The organism is Absicoccus sp., from assembly GCF_034090965.1.
GTDB classification, from domain to species: Bacteria; Bacillota_I; Bacilli_A; order Erysipelotrichales; family Erysipelotrichaceae; genus Absicoccus; species Absicoccus intestinalis.
Genome location: NZ_JAXDRQ010000028.1, coordinates 1 through 16,101, shown reverse-complemented (window position 1 = coordinate 16,101; position 16,101 = coordinate 1). Strand labels below are relative to the sequence as shown.

Annotated in this window: 15 protein-coding genes; 14 read left to right on the top strand and 1 reads right to left on the bottom strand. The window is 32.5% G+C overall.

What is annotated here, in order from left to right; translation table 11 throughout:
* Positions 1-22 precede the first annotated feature (22 nt).
* From SOS22_RS04070 to SOS22_RS04005, 14 genes are all read left to right on the top strand, one after another.
* A complete protein-coding gene (locus tag SOS22_RS04070) occupies positions 23-2,908 on the top strand; it encodes a glycosyltransferase family A protein (RefSeq protein WP_320596397.1) in 2,886 nt (961 codons plus the stop codon).
* Between the two features lie 15 nt (positions 2,909-2,923).
* Positions 2,924-3,985 carry a hypothetical protein gene (locus SOS22_RS04065; RefSeq protein WP_320596396.1) on the top strand — a complete coding sequence of 354 codons (1,062 nt, stop codon included), beginning with the start codon at positions 2,924-2,926 and terminating at the stop codon, positions 3,983-3,985.
* Between the two features lie 24 nt (positions 3,986-4,009).
* Entirely contained in the window at positions 4,010-4,141 is a 132-nt protein-coding gene (locus SOS22_RS04060; RefSeq protein ID WP_320596395.1) for a hypothetical protein, read from the top strand.
* Positions 4,113-5,018, top strand: coding sequence for an NAD-dependent epimerase/dehydratase family protein (locus SOS22_RS04055; RefSeq protein ID WP_320596394.1), 906 nt, complete (start codon positions 4,113-4,115; stop codon positions 5,016-5,018). Before SOS22_RS04060 ends, SOS22_RS04055 begins: the two co-directional genes overlap by 29 nt.
* A gap of 98 nt (positions 5,019-5,116) precedes the next feature.
* A complete protein-coding gene (locus SOS22_RS04050; protein ID WP_320596393.1) occupies positions 5,117-5,809 on the top strand; it encodes a glycosyltransferase family 2 protein in 693 nt (230 codons plus the stop codon).
* 2 nt (positions 5,810-5,811) lie between these two features.
* The gene (locus SOS22_RS04045) at positions 5,812-6,159 is read left to right on the top strand and encodes a DUF2304 domain-containing protein (RefSeq protein ID WP_320596392.1); all 348 of its coding nucleotides are present in this window, start codon (positions 5,812-5,814) and stop codon (positions 6,157-6,159) included.
* A 119-nt stretch (positions 6,160-6,278) separates the two neighbouring features.
* Positions 6,279-7,196 carry a glycosyltransferase gene (locus SOS22_RS04040; protein ID WP_320596391.1) on the top strand — a complete coding sequence of 306 codons (918 nt, stop codon included), beginning with the start codon at positions 6,279-6,281 and terminating at the stop codon, positions 7,194-7,196.
* A 2-nt stretch (positions 7,197-7,198) separates the two neighbouring features.
* Entirely contained in the window at positions 7,199-8,341 is a 1,143-nt protein-coding gene (locus SOS22_RS04035) for a MerR family transcriptional regulator (RefSeq protein WP_320596390.1), read from the top strand.
* Positions 8,342-8,400: 59 nt separating this feature from the next.
* The gene (gene rfbA / locus SOS22_RS04030; protein ID WP_128519541.1) at positions 8,401-9,294 is read left to right on the top strand and encodes a glucose-1-phosphate thymidylyltransferase RfbA; all 894 of its coding nucleotides are present in this window, start codon (positions 8,401-8,403) and stop codon (positions 9,292-9,294) included.
* Positions 9,294-9,863 carry a dTDP-4-dehydrorhamnose 3,5-epimerase gene (rfbC, locus tag SOS22_RS04025; protein WP_320596389.1) on the top strand — a complete coding sequence of 190 codons (570 nt, stop codon included), beginning with the start codon at positions 9,294-9,296 and terminating at the stop codon, positions 9,861-9,863. The genes rfbA and rfbC overlap by 1 nt, the downstream gene beginning before the upstream one ends.
* 11 nt (positions 9,864-9,874) lie before the next feature.
* Entirely contained in the window at positions 9,875-10,909 is a 1,035-nt protein-coding gene (rfbB, locus tag SOS22_RS04020; RefSeq protein ID WP_320596388.1) for a dTDP-glucose 4,6-dehydratase, read from the top strand.
* Positions 10,909-11,808: a dTDP-4-dehydrorhamnose reductase gene (gene rfbD / locus SOS22_RS04015; protein ID WP_320596387.1), complete on the top strand. Its 900-nt coding sequence runs from the start codon at positions 10,909-10,911 to the stop codon at positions 11,806-11,808. The genes rfbB and rfbD overlap by 1 nt, the downstream gene beginning before the upstream one ends.
* A gap of 168 nt (positions 11,809-11,976) precedes the next feature.
* Entirely contained in the window at positions 11,977-13,425 is a 1,449-nt protein-coding gene (locus tag SOS22_RS04010; RefSeq protein WP_320596386.1) for a flippase, read from the top strand.
* Positions 13,426-13,463: 38 nt separating this feature from the next.
* On the top strand, positions 13,464-14,336 hold the full coding sequence (locus tag SOS22_RS04005; protein ID WP_320596385.1) for a beta-1,6-N-acetylglucosaminyltransferase: 873 nt from the start codon (positions 13,464-13,466) through the stop codon (positions 14,334-14,336).
* A gap of 302 nt (positions 14,337-14,638) precedes the next feature.
* Here the strand turns inward: SOS22_RS04005 and SOS22_RS04000 are convergent, their stop codons facing one another.
* Positions 14,639-15,826, bottom strand: coding sequence for an IS256 family transposase (locus tag SOS22_RS04000; RefSeq protein WP_320596384.1), 1,188 nt, complete (start codon positions 15,824-15,826; stop codon positions 14,639-14,641).
* Between the last annotated feature and the right edge of the window lie 275 nt (positions 15,827-16,101).

Sequence of the window (16,101 nt, the reverse complement as noted above, 5' to 3'; positions counted from 1 at the left end):
TAGTGTTTGGAGCTAATTTTCTATGAAAAAAATTGATCATATAAAATATCATTCTTTAGATGAGTTTAAGAAAAAGTCATTTTTTAGACAAAATATTTTAAAATGGTATCCCTTTGATAAAAATAGTACTTTTTTACATATTAATGGAGAAGATGGTATTTTAAGTAAATATCTCTCAACCTTTGGAAAAGTATTCTATTTATCAGATAATCTTTTAGACTTAGAAGGATTACAAAAATTTTGTCCAGGTGTAAAAATCATTAATGAGAGTGTAAATAGGTATTTAACAAAAAGTGATTCAAAATTTGATTATATACTTATTGAGGGTTATTTGGATATTATTCAAAATAAAAAGCAAATATTGGAATTGTGTATTCAGCATTTAAATAAAAAGGGAAAAATCATTGTTTTGGCAGATAATAAGCTAGGACTTCGCTATTTTTCTGGTGCAAGGCTTGAATCGAAAGGAAGATTATTTTCTAATATTTTAGAATCAAATGAATTATTTACTAAAGATGAATGGGATTCATTGTGTAAAGAAGTTGGATTACCTTATAAATTCTTTTTCCCTTATCCAAATTATCAATTTCCAGAATATATTTTTTCTCAAACTCCTAATGTAGAAGATATCAAAATGCGAGATTCAAGTTTTGAATATGAAAGATTGCAATTATTCGAAGAATCCACAGCTTTGAAAGAGATGATTCGGTGTGGTGAATATGAGCGGTTTTGTGATTCTTTTTTTATTGTTCTAAATGAAATAGATGATTACGATATTGACTATGTTAAATTTGCAGTTGAAAGAAAAAAAGAGTATCAAATCTATACGGTCATTCCAAAGTCTAGACGCTATGTAATTAAATATCCATATTCATTGGAGGCGATGAATCATTTAAAAAAGATGCATAAGTACTATTTAGATTTTAATAAAAATAACTTTGATAGTTCTTTATCCTATTGTAAATCGTATCTAATGGGAGATTCTATTGGTTTTGATTTCGTTAAAGGTGTGAGTTTGGAAAAAAAAATTTCGGATGAAGTTAATGATGATATAAAATATATCCAGGAAAAAATTGATATCATTAATAGATTTTTGAATGTGAGCGAAGAACGTCAATTTATAAGAACAGAAAAATTTGTGGAAATATTTGGTGATAATGATTACTCAATTTTAATTAGTGAACCGTCTGTTCAAGGAACAAATATTGATTTGATTTTTGATAATATCATTGATAATGATAAAAAATATTACGTAATTGATTATGAATGGATCATCGATACAGTCATTCCAAAATCTTTTGTTGTATACAGAGCTTTGCTCCATAGTGAAGCCATTTCTCACATAGATGAGAGAAAAAGAGAAGATATTTATAAAATAAATAATATTTCTGAAGAATTGCAATCTCTTTATTTGAAAATGGAACAAAATTTTCAATTGTATGTATCAAATTGTAAAATATTGGATACAGCCAAAGAGTTAGGGTACAGTCAGAAATTTTATATAGATGATAATTCTGCTTTTCAACTTAGTATTCAAAATGGAGAATTCAAAACAGTTCATTATCTTGGTGAGGAAAATCACATAGTTTTACAGATACCAGTTAAAAATAGGAGAAAAATTAGATTATCCTTTAATAGGAAGGTAATATTACATATTAATGATATTTTAATGAATAACAACTCTGTAGATTATTTATATTCAAATGCTGATATTATTAATCATTCCAATTATTATTTTCGGGAGGAACCAATAATTGATATTCCAAATGATACAATTGGAATATTATCAATTGATTTGAAGATAATCTATCAAGAGAATTTAGATAAAGAGGAATTTTTAACAATAGTCAATCAAATGGAAAAAATTATGGAATTAGAAATGCAATCCCAAGGACTTACATATTATCCTAGAAATAAACAATTATTGGAAGATCATTATGATGTAAGTATCGTTATACCTACCAAAAATGGTGGTAATCGATTTGATGAAGTTTTAACAATGATCGACTGTCAAAAAACACAATATACTTATGAGGTAATTTGTGTGGATTCAGGATCTTCTGATAATACAATTGATATCATTAAGAAACATCATTGTATTCTAAAACAAATTCCAAAAGAGGAGTTTGGCCACGGAAAAACACGGAATCTAGGCGCAAGTCTTGGGACCGGAGATTATATTATTTTTATTACTCAAGATGCGAAACCCTATGATGAATTTTGGATTGAAAATTTTATTAATGGAATGAAAAGCAATCCAGAGATTGTTGGTGGATTTGGTAAGCATTATCCATATCCAGAATGCAATTTGTTTGATAAACGTAATTTATATTACCATTTCAAAGGATTTGGCGAAAAAAATACAGTTTATTATTTGGAAGACAAGGAAAGATATAAAAATGATGAAGGGTATCGTCATATGCTAGCCTTTTATTCTGATAATAATTCATGTATGCGAAGAGATATTTGGGAAAAATATCCATATGATGATGTGGATTTTGCAGAAGACCAAATTTGGGCACGAAAAATGATTGAATTGGGATATAAAAAGTTATATTGTGAGAATGCTGCAGTATATCATTCACATAATTATCCATTGAAAACGTATAAAGAACGGTATTTTGATGAATATAAAGGACTATATCGTCTTCATCACTATGTGATGGTTCACACGAAAAAAGAATTAATTCGTGGATACTTGCGTCTGTTAAAGAATGATTTAGCCTATGTGAAAAATGCTAAATTATCAAAAAAACAGAAAATATATTGGGCATATTATGCAACAAGAAGAGATTGGTATCAATTTTATTCAGCCTATTATGCAGGAAAGTATTACAACTTACCTGAAAAAGAACAGAAAAAGTTGGATATGAAATTATCTCAGCAATTGAGACAAAGAAATCAGTAGAAATGAGAGAGAAATATGATAAAAAAAGCAGTTCATTCAATTAAAAAAAGAGGAATACGTGGTTCCTATAGACGATGGAAGAATGGTCCAGATAAAATAGAATTGGTAAAATTTTGGAGTTTTATCACAGAAACAGAACGATATCCATTTCATGTCGAAGATTACAAGTCCAATAAAAATGAAAAATTAACATTAAATTGGGTGATCCCTGAAATTGGCATTGGTTCTGGAGGACATATTAATATATTCCGTTTTATCAGCTATTTAGAAAGACATGATATACATAACCGAGTTTATATCTATAAATCACCTACTCCAAGATCACAAGAAGATATGGTGACTTTTATTCGTACATATTTTAAAATATTAGATACAAACGTTGAATTATATCCAACGACAGATAAAATGACTTATGCGCATGGAATTGTAGCTACAAACTGGGAAACAGCGTATTTTGTTCGTCGATTTGATAATGTTGTTTCTAAGTTTTACTTTGTACAAGATTTTGAACCGTATTTTTATGCAAAGGGTTCAGAATATGAATTTGCAGAAAATACATACAAATTTGGTTTTAGAGGCCTTACAGCTGGAGAATGGTTAAAAGATATTTGTATCAATCAATATCACATGGTCGCAGATAGCTTTGGATTTTCTTACGATAAAGACTTATATCATCCAAGACCAAAAACTGATGATAAAAAAAGAGTTTTTTTCTATGCTCGACCAGTTACTCCTAGAAGAGATTTTGAACTTGGGTTATTGGCTTTGACTCTTCTAAAGAAGAAAATGCCAGAAGTAGAAGTTGTGTTTGCAGGTTGGGACTGTTCAAATTATGACATTCCATTTGAATACGATAACAAAGGCATATTGGATATATCACAATTATCTGATGTATATTCAACATGTGATTTATGTTTGATCATTTCGAATACGAATGTCTCTTTGTTACCTTTGGAGGTCATGGCTTCTGGATCAATAGCTGTATGTTCAAAAGGGCCAAATAGTGACTGGCTAACCAATAGTGAAAATAGTGTTTTAGTAGATTATGATCCAATTGATATTTCTTATACACTGTAAAATTATATTAAATTTGAAAATTTGATGAAAAAGATTCGTAAAAAGGGTATTGAATTTGCACAATCAACTTCATGGGATGTTGAAGGAGAAAAAGTAAAACAAAGTATTTTGAAAGGAATTAAAGAAGATGAAAAAAGTATTAGTGATCGGAGGTAATGGTTTTATTGGCACAAACCTTGTACAAACATTATTATCCCATGGTGAAGATGTTTCTTCATTTGATATTCAGAAACCTACTCGTCCTATTGCTGGAGTACGTTACATCGAAGGTGATTTTTTTGATGATGAATGTTTAGAAGAATCATTAATAGATATTGATGTTGTATATCATTCACTGAGTACAGTGAATCCAGGTAATTCTAATAAAAGATTTTTACAAGGATATTCACGAGATTTTGTACAAAGTGTGAAATTATTTGATATGTGTTTACAGAAACAAATTAAAGTGATTTTTTTGTCTTCAGGTGGAACCGTATATGGCCTTCAAAAAGAGCAACCAATAAAAGAAACAGCTTTACCACAACCAATCAATCATTATGGAACAGTCAAATTGTGTATTGAAAGTGTTTTGAAAACTTTTAATACACAAATCCATTCAAATATGTTAATTGCTCGCATCTCAAACCCTTATGGCCCTGGACAAGATTTTCATAAGGGAGTTGGTTTTATAGATGCAGCGCTAAAAAAATCAATGAAACATGAAACAATAGAAGTTTGGGGCGATGGATCAGTAATCCGTGACTATATTTATATTGATGATGTTTGTGAAATGTTATACTCTCTAATGTACTATGACGGAGATGAGGAAGTATTTAATTTATCTAGTAATCATGGTGTATCAATTAATGACATTATTAAAGAAATCGACAATCTTGGTTTAGAACCAAAGGTTACTTATGAAGCATCTCGTGCTGTAGACGTTCCAAAAGTGATTTTAGATAATACTCGAATTATGAAGATTTATCAAAAACAAATAACGGGTTTAGATGTTGGAATTCAAAAGTATTATCAACATTTAAAACAATTTATATAGAAATGAATAAGTCAAGTCTAAATATTGTTCTTAGACTTGACTTATTCATTTGAAATATAGTGTTGAAATCTATATAATGAACATGTTTGAGGGAAAGCATGAGTGATTTAAGAACATTGGTAATCATACCTGCCTATAATGAGGCATTAAATATTGAAAAGACAGTCCAGGATATCATTGAAAATGCACCGCAAGTTGATTATGTGGTTGTGAATGATGGATCTAAAGACAATACATTGGAAGTATGCCGTAAGAATCATTTTCATACCATTGATGGATTTTGTAATTTGGGATTGTTTGGTGCTGTACAAACTGGATTTAAATTGGCCATGAAACAAAATTATGATGTAGCCATTCAATTTGATGGGGATGGCCAACATTCGGCAAAGTATATACAAGATCTTGTAGATGAAATTGAAAAAGGCAATCAAATCGTGATTGGTTCCAGATTTGTGACAGAAAAGAAACCTTGGACCGCGCGTATGGCTGGATCCAGACTGATTGCCGGTGCTATTAAGTTAACAACGGGTAAGACGATCAAGGATCCAACAAGTGGATTTCGTGCTTACGATAAAACATGTATCAAAGAATACGCATTGGATATGAACAATCCACCAGAACCAGATACGCTTGTTTATATGTTGAAGAAACAGTACAAAGTCAAAGAAGTCCAAGTCCAAATGAGTGAGCGAGAGTTTGGTGAATCGTATTTAAATCTAAGCAATACAATCAAATATATGAGTCGTATGTTAGTTTCAATTTTCTTTATCCAACCATTCCGAAAGAGGTAAGTATGTCATTGCGTTTACAGTTTGTGTTTATCGGTGCCAGTATCTTTACATTTATCTTTGTGATTCGTAAGATTCGCAAACAAGGATTAAATATTAATCAATCCATTGTATGGATATTATGGTCCATTTTATTATTGATTCTTAGCTTATTCCCAGGTCTTGCTTTATGGGCATCCAATCAATTGGGATTCATGAGTGCAAGTAACTTTATCTTTTCTTTGTTTATTTTCTTTCTATATATCATCACATTCTCACAAGCTAGTGAATTATCCAAAGTACAAGATAAGAATAAAGAATTGATTCAGAAACTAAGTATCAAAGAATTTTTGGATGAACAAGAAAAAAAGTAGAAAAATGGTTTTTGTATTGTACATTATCATTGGTATTCTGGTTTTTCATGTTTCATTTCTATTATTTTCTAGGAGACGACCTTCTAAATTTTTTATCAATTTGAATTGAGGTATCAAGAATGATTTCAGTTATCATGTCAACATACAAAGAGAATGAATCGCAATTAAGGCAATCCATTGAATCTATCTTGAATCAAACCTATCAAGATTTTGAATATATTATTATATTAGACAATCCAGAAAATGAAATGCATCGAAGCGTGATTCATGAATATGTAGCTAAGGATCCTCGCATCCGATTTTATCCAAACGAAAAAAATATAGGATTGGCCAGTTCTTTAAATCGGGGATTAAAACTGGCAAAAGGTGAGTATATTGCACGAATGGACGCAGATGATATTTCGTTATCAGATCGGTTTGAGAAACAAATAAACTATCTAAAATCTAATCGTGTTGATTTGATTGGCGGTTTGACAGAAGTGATTGATGATAATGGAAATGTATTATATAAAATCAATAAAGTTCCTTCTGATCCAGATAAAATCCAGAAATGTTTGCGATATGGACAGGTGGTTGCACATCCTACTTGGTTTGGCAAGAAAAATATGTTTGATGACTTACATGGTTATCGTTTGATTCCACTTTGTGAAGACACGGATTTTGTGTTACGTGCTGTATTAAAGGGATATAAAATATCAAATATTAATGAACCGATTTTAAAATATCGTATGTCTTCAAATAGTGTTTCACGATCAAACCTGTATGAACAATATTTGTATTTGTGTTTTATTACAGATGCGTATAAACAGGGAAAGGTTGCAAACATTGCGGATGCGATGGAGTATGTGCAATCGCATAATGATGTAAATGTAGCTAATAAATATTCGGAATCGAATGTTTTATTCAATCAAATGCTAAAAGAAATGCGCACGAAGCAGTTCATTCCTTTTATGGGGCATGGTTTTCAATTGTTGTTTCATTCTCGTCCTTTCTTAGATCGTATACGAAGATTTGCGTTATTATCAATGAATAGCTAAATATGAACTACTATACAACCGGTCAGTTTGCGAAACTCGCTAATGTCAGTCAACGAACAATTCGTTATTATGACAAGATTGGTTTATTGAAGCCTTCTTGTATTTTAAAGAATGGTTATCGTCAATATAGTGAGAAAGATTTTATTCGTCTACAAAAGATCATTACGTTACGAAATTTAGATTTTTCAATTGAAGATATTTTTTCCATGATGTCTTCGGAAGAGACATTAAAAGAATCGTTATCGTTACAGTCCAGTTTAGTACAGGCCAAAATTAAAAATCTAGAGAATTTAAAAGAAGCTTTAGAGATTGCATCTTCTTCTTTGGAGAATGATTCCTTTGATTGGTCGAACTTGATTTCGTTGGTACAAATGAGTCAGGATAATTCATCCATCATCAATCAATATATGACATCAAAGAATTTGGATGTACGAATTGCACTACATGAGAAATATTCACAGAATCCAATGGGATGGTTTCCTTGGTTGTATTCCCAAATCGATTTTCAAGGAGTCAATCGATTGCTTGAAATTGGTTGTGGATCGGGTGAACTGTGGAAAAACAATACATTAAATTTACGCAATCGGGAATTCTTTTTATCGGATAGTTCCGAAGGAATGGTATCGGAGGTTCGCAAAAAATATGGTTCTGCATTTAATTGTATTGTAGCGGATTGCGAAAAGATTCCATTTAAGGATGCCTATTTTGATTGCGTCATTGCGAATCATGTTTTGTTTTATTTACAAAATTTACATCAGGGAATTGCGGAAATTTGTCGGGTATTAAAACCAGATGGTGTATTGTATTGCAGTACATATGGATCAAACCATATGAAAGAAATCACAGCTTTAGTACAAGCTTTTGATTCTAAAGTCACATTATCTCAAACGAATTTATATGATGTATTTGGATTGGAAAATGGCAAAGAAATACTGAATCCTTATTTTTCATCGGTTGAAGTTTCCTATTACCCAGATGAATTGATCGTGGATGAGGCGCAACCTTTGGTGGATTATATAATGAGTTGTCATGGCAATCAAAGTGAGATCATTGGACCAAGACTTATAGAATTTAAAGAATTTATTCAAAAACAATTGCCTCTTCATATCACAAAGGAAGCGGGTGTCTTTATTTGTAAGAAATAATACTTGACCCTTACGTTACGTAAGGGTTTATTATTATGTCGTTAAGGAGGTCTTCTTTTATGAAAGGCATTATTCTAGCGGGTGGAAGTGGAACAAGACTGTATCCATTGACGAAAGTGACAAGTAAACAATTATTACCGATTTATGATAAACCAATGATTTATTATCCAATGAGCATTTTAATGAATGCTGGGATTCGTGAAATCTTAATTATTTCAACACCAGATGATACCCCTCGTTTTCAAGAATTATTAGGGGATGGCCATGATTTTGGTGTGGAATTATCCTATAAAGTACAGCCTTCTCCGGATGGATTGGCCCAAGCTTTTATTTTAGGCGAAGAATTTATTGGGGATGACAGTGTCGCTATGATTCTAGGCGATAATATTTTCCATGGTCATGGTTTGACAAAACGGTTGCGTGCTGCGGCTAAAAAAGAAGTGGGTGCAACGGTGTTTGGCTATTATGTAGAAGATCCTGAACGTTTTGGTGTTGTTGAATTTGATAAAGATGGAAAGGCCGTTTCTTTGGAAGAAAAGCCGGCTCATCCAAAATCAAATTATGCAGTTACTGGACTTTATTTCTATGACAATAAAGTGGTTGACTATGCGAAGAATTTGAAGCCAAGTGCACGTGGGGAATTAGAAATCACGGATCTAAATCGTATTTATTTAGAAAATAATGAATTAAATGTCACCTTATTAGGGGATGGCTTTACTTGGTTGGATACGGGTACCCATGAATCTCTAGTGGATGCAACCAATTTTGTGAAGACCATTGAAGATCATCAACATCGTAAGATTGCTTGTTTAGAAGAGATTGCTTTCAAAAATGGTTGGATCGATCGAAAACAATTAGAAGAAATCTATGAAATCTATAAAAAGAATCAATATGGTGCGTATTTGAAGAAAATCATGAATCAAGAATATGTAGAACAGGAGTGGGCTGAATAATGAAAGTAACAGAAACAAAAATTCCCGGTGTATTGATCATTGATACCGATGTGTTTGGAGATCATCGTGGATGGTTTACGGAAACTTATGAAAAACCAAAATACGAGAAAATAGGCGTAGATGTAACATTTGTCCAAGATAATATGTCTTTTAGTGCCAAGAAGGGAACGCTTCGTGGTTTGCATTGGCAAAATCCGCCTTATGCACAATCCAAGTTAGTAAGTTGTATAAAAGGAAAGGTAATTGATGTTGCCGTAGATATTCGTAAGGGAAGTCCTACATTTGCACAATGGGTCAGTGTTGAGCTGAGTGAAGATAATCATCGTCAATTCTTTATTCCACAAGGATTTGCACATGGATTCTTGACGCTAACAGATGATGTTAAATTCATGTATAAAGTGGACAATGTCTATAACAAAGCAAGTGAGGGTGGCATGCGCTATGATGATCCAACCTGTGCTGTTGACTGGGGATCTTTATTAAATGGTATTGAACCGGTATTAAGTGAGAAAGATCAGGTAGGGCCAACCCTAGAAGAATCGAATAATCAATTTGTTTATAATAAGTAGGAGGAAAACACATGAAATTTTTAGTAACTGGTGGAGCTGGATTTATTGGCGGTAATTTTATGCATTATATGGTCAATACATATCCAGACGATGAATTTGTGAATCTAGATAAATTAACATATGCAGGTAACTTAGAAACTTGTAAACCTATTGAGGATAAACCAAATTATAAATTTGTGAAAGGTGATATTGCGGATCGTGATTTTATTTTTCAATTGTTTGAAAAAGAGCATTTTGATGTAGTTGTGAACTTTGCGGCTGAATCTCATGTCGATCGTAGTATTGAAGATCCTGAAATCTTTGTAAAGACCAATGTGATGGGAACTACTACATTGTTGGATGCTTGTGTAAAATATGGTATCAAACGATATCATCAAGTATCTACGGATGAAGTTTATGGTGATTTACCTTTGGATCGTCCGGATTTATTCTTTACGGAAGAAACGCCAATTCATACTTCCAGTCCATATTCTTCGGCAAAAGCAAGTGCAGACTTGTTTGTATTGGCTTATCATCGCACATATGGTTTACCAGTTACAATTAGTCGTTGCTCGAATAACTATGGACCTTATCATTTCCCAGAAAAATTGATTCCATTGATCATTTCACGTGCTTTGAATGATGAAACCATTCCTGTATATGGAACGGGAGAAAATGTGCGTGATTGGTTGCATGTATATGATCATTGCACGGCCATTGATTTGATCATTCGTAAGGGAAGAGATGGTGAAGTATACAATGTGGGAGGACACAATGAGCGTACAAACCTACAAGTTGTGAAAACGGTATTGCATGCATTGAATAAGCCAGAAAGCTTAATTACATTTGTTGCAGATCGGAAAGGTCATGATCTTCGATATGCCATGGATCCAACCAAATTAGAAACTGAATTGGGATGGAAACCAAAATATACATTTGATACCGGTATCCCACAAACCATTCAATGGTATTTGGATAATAAAGAATGGTGGGAAAACATCATTAGTGGTGAGTATCAAAACTATTTCCAAAAAATGTATGTGGATAAAGGAAGAGCAGAAGAATAATGAAAGTATTAGTAACAGGTGTAGCTGGTCAATTAGGCCATGATGTCATAAATGAATTGGCATCACGCAATTTAGAAGGATATGGTACGGATCTTGCAGAAACGTATGCAGGCATTCAAGATGGAACCAGTGTTTGTCGTGCACCGTATGTATCTTTAGATATTACAGATGCACAAGCTGTTCAAAAAGTCATGGATGAAGTGCATCCAGATGCCGTTGTGCATTGTGCAGCATGGACAGCCGTTGATAAAGCGGAAGATATGCCCGATGTGGTTCGTAAAGTGAATGCGAATGGTACAAAGAATATTGTGGAAGCATGTAAAAAACACGATATTCCTGTGATGTACTTTTCAACGGATTATGTATTCAATGGTGAAGGAACCAATCCTTGGATGGAATATGGACACCGTGAACCATTGAATGTGTATGGACAAACCAAATATGAAGGGGAATTAGCTGTTGAAAGTTATCCAAAACATTTTATCATTCGTATTTCTTGGGTATTTGGGAAGAATGGAAATAATTTTATCAAAACGATGTTGCGTTTAGGGAAAGAGCGTGGTGCCGTCAGTGTTGTCAATGATCAAATTGGTATGGTTACCTATACTTACGATTTAGCTCGTTTAGTTGTAGATATGATTCAAACGAAAGAATATGGAACCTATCATGCAACCAATTCCGGTGATTTTATTAGTTGGTATGATTTTGCCAAAGAAATCTTTAAACAAGCCGGCATGGATGTACCAGTAACTCCAGTGGATAGTAGTGCATTCCCAGCCAAAGCCAAACGTCCAAAGAATAGTCGTATGAATCAAACCGAATTGGACAAACACGGATTTACACGTTTACCTGATTGGCATGATGCCTTGGCGCGATATTTAAAAGAACTAGAACAATAAACATCTCTAAGAATAAATGTTGCTTAAAATAGCCTAGTAACGAATAAAGGTAATTTATGGTAAACAGTAAACAAGGGTCATCTTCGAATGGCCCTTTATTGAATAATATTCTTATAAGTGTTAAAGTATCCAAGTAAATTCTACTGATCACAATAGGGAGGAAATCCTGTGAAAAAAAAGCAATCTATTCAAGTAAATGCTATATTAAACGTTGTAAAACAGGGATGCGTCATTGTTTTTCCTCTGGTAACCTATTCTTATATTACACGTGTATTAGGCAGTGATAATTTAGGAAGATATAGTTTTTCAGATTCTGTAATACAATATTTTATTACCATAGCCAGTCTTGGAGTACCAACTTATGCAATTCGTGAAGTAGCTCGTGTTCGAGAGGATAAAGAAAAAATGGAAAAACTGACAACGGAGTTTTTTTCCATAAATGTCGTGATGACCATTATTTCTTTATTGACATTATATTTAATAGTAAAATTTGTCCCTATAATAAATAAAGAAGCAATTTTGATTTATATTTTAAGCATTGAGATAATTGCAGGAACATTGGGACGTGATTGGCTGAATAATGTTTTTGAAAATTTTTTTTATTTAACATTACGATATATCGTCATTCAAACAATATCAATGATTTTAATATTGACACTTGTTAAATCAAAAAATGATTTAATTTTATATACATGTATTATGATGATATCCTATTCCATGAATTACATATTAAATATCTATTTTACTCGAAAATATTTGCCATATCGTTTTACATTTCATTTAAATCTTAAAACACATTTAAAGCCAATTATTTATTTATTTTGTGTTTCAATTGCTGCAATGATATATGTAAAATCGGATATCATCATTCTTGGCTTTTTTAGATCAAATAGCGAAGTTGGTGTGTATTCTATAGCATCAAATGTGTATACCGTCATTAAATCGTTATTAAATGCAGTAATTGTTGTAGCAATTCCACGTATTTCTATTTATTTAGGGAATAATGATCGAAAAAATTATATGTCTCTTTTATCTGGATTGCGGAATGTTTTGTATGTGTTTGCTATTCCAAGCATTATTGGTCTATTCTTCTTAAGTAAAGATATTTTGGCAGTATTAGCTCCACCTTCTTTTGCATATGGAAGTAACTCACTTCGTATTCTTTGTATAGCTTTATTTTTTACTGTTATTGGATGTTTTTATTCCCAAGCTGTACTCGTGCCAAATCGAAATGAAAAGAGTTATTTCTATGCTACAATTATTTCGGGTATCGTAAATATATCTTTAAATTTAGTCTTTATTCCTTTATGGGGATTAAATGGTGCGGCAATAACAACAGTTTTAGCAGAAATCATTGTCATGTTTATTTGTAGAAGAGGTTCCGGAGCTTATATAGATACTTTTAGCAGTATGAAAATGATACCACTTATCATTGGTTGTATTGCTATTGCGATAATATGTCAATTATGTCAAATGTTTATAGTATCATTATTCTTAAGGATCATTATTTCTGTATTTGGGTCGGTTATTGTATATGGAATGATATTACTAATAGGACAAAATGAAGTTGCATTGAATGGAATGAAGATGATCAAATCAAAAATAAACAAAATATAAAGATACTTTTTATTATGAAAAATAAGGAGCAGAATATAATGTTAAAACATGCTTTTATTATTAGCGCACATAAAGATGAAGAACAATTAAAATTATTAATTCGTTCTTTACAATTTGGTGATGTTTTTATTCATATAGACAAAAAGAATGATCTATTATATAACGAATTAAAATCTTTCTATTCGCAAAGTAATAATATTTATTTTGTTTCAAATCGTATAAGTGTAAATTGGTCTGGATTTAGTCAAGTTAGAGCAACTATAGAATTATTAAAACTCGTCAATTCTACGCATAATCGATATGATTATATTCATTTCATTAGTGGGCAAGATTTATTATTAATGAAACCAAATCAATTGAATCAATATCTAATAAAAAATGGCTTAGATAAGCAATATGTGGAAGTTGAAAATATCGGTTCATATAAATGGCGATTAATGACCTATTCTTTATTTAGAGAAAATCCAAAAAATCGCACAATTCGTTATCGAATCTTAGATAATTCTCTTCGTCTAATCCAAAGACCAATTATTCATAGAAGCAACTTTAAAAACTATGATCTATATAAAGGATCACAATGGTTTAGTATTACTAATGATTGTATGAAATACATACTGGATACTATTGAAAATACAGATTATGTTACGAAATTTAAATATACAGCTTGTCCGGATGAACATTTTTTTCAGATACTGTTGATGAATTCTAAGTTCAAAAAGAACATTATGAAATATAATGGACGATATATCGTGTTTGAGGGATTACAGGCAAGTCCAAAGTTATTGATTAATGAGGATTATGATAAGTTTATGAATGGCAATTTCATGTTTGCCAGGAAATTTGACTTAAAAAAAGATTCAGTTGTTGTTAAACGAGTTTTATCTTATTTAGATGCTAAAAAGGTGTTTTAGAATGAAAAAAGTTGGAATCATTACATTTCACAATGCTTTTAATTATGGCTCAGCGCTTCAAGCTACAGCATTGCAATAGTTTTTAGAAAAAAAGGTTACAAGGTAGATATATTAAATTTTTTTTTGCGTTAGACCTACGGCAGTATAAACTGTTTCGGACACATTATTATTTTTTTCATCCTATTATTATCGAGTATTATCGAGGATTTAATGTCATATAAAAATAATAAAAAACGATTAGAAAGTTAGATAGTTCAAATAATTTTGTGTAAACAGTCCTCCCTGCAGAATAATGCATGCTGTTATTTGTATTGTTGATCGAACATATCCACCAGTTCCTTTTGAACTTTATTGAATCCACGATGTACACGATTGGAAAATTGTTGGTTATATTCCATGAATCGGGTGCATACAAAACGTTCCAGTGATTCTTCATTGGGAAACTGTTCTTTCTGTTTGATCTTCCGTTTCAATTGCTTGTTCAAGCCTTCGATAAGGTTCGAAGTATAAAGGCTGCATTGGATGTCTTTTGGAAATGAAAGCCAACTGAATAGACTGTCCCGGTTCTCAAATCGATCCTGTATCTTTGGATATTTATCTTTGTATGTCTCAATAAAATCATCCAATGCTTTATTGGCTTCCTTTAATGTTTTACATTGATATACCGCTTTAAGGGCATCCGCTACTTCCTGCTTATCCTTGTTGCGTACCAGTCGAAGAACATTGCGTTGGATATGTACCCAGCACGATTGATGCTGGGCATGTGGAAATATCTCAAGATATCGATCACGAAGGCCCTGCCTCCCGTTACTGACGAAGAGAAGGACTTCATGGCAACCTCGCTGATATATGTCCTGGAGCATTTCCTTATAGTTTTCGGCACATTCGGTCGGGTACAGTCGGTAATCAAGGACTTCTTTATAGCCTTCCGGAGTGATACCAACCAGGATATGCAGTGCCTCTTTTGAAACGGAATCACGACGTACATTAAGATAGATAGCATCCATATAGATGACGGCATAACGTTTATTCAAGGCTCTTTCATGGATTTCTTTCACATGATCCTCTACGGCTTTCGTCATATTTGAAATCGTTGCCGGTGTATAGGCATGCCCATACATTTTCTCGATCAGATCACTGATTTCCGAAGTGGTGATTCCTTTAGAATAAAGCGGTAGGATCGTCGTTTCCAGATTATCTGTATTTCGTTTATAAGGCCGGATGGTCTGCTGCTTGAATTCACCGTTACGATCTCTTGGTACCTGAACCTCAATATCGCCATAGCGAGTCATGATCGTACGAGCATAGTAGCCATTTCTGGAATTGCCCGTATTGTATCCAGCCGTGTCGTAAGGCTCATAATCAAGGAAGCTGGTTAGTTCTGTTTTCAGAAGGAAATTGACACAGGATTCAATTTCTGAACGAACAATTCCATCAATTGATGAACCTGAGGCTAAAGCTTTGTAGAGTTCTGTTTTAAAATTAGACATGGGAAGTCTCCTTTCGAATTTGTTTGGTCACAATTATTTCTACAAGGATTGACTTCCTTTTTCTATGCAAATGGAACTTCTAACGTTTACAAAAACATTTTATGCTATCGGAGACGACGAATGAAAAAAGTAAGGTAAGCGTCAGATAAAACAGTGGATTCCAATTCATCAATAAATCTCCGATAATTTTAGTGAATTCAATTAGAGTTTTTGGAGCTGCTCCAAGAACTTTAAAAAATTCTAGATTGGAGTCTAAATTATATGAAGGCTGAATT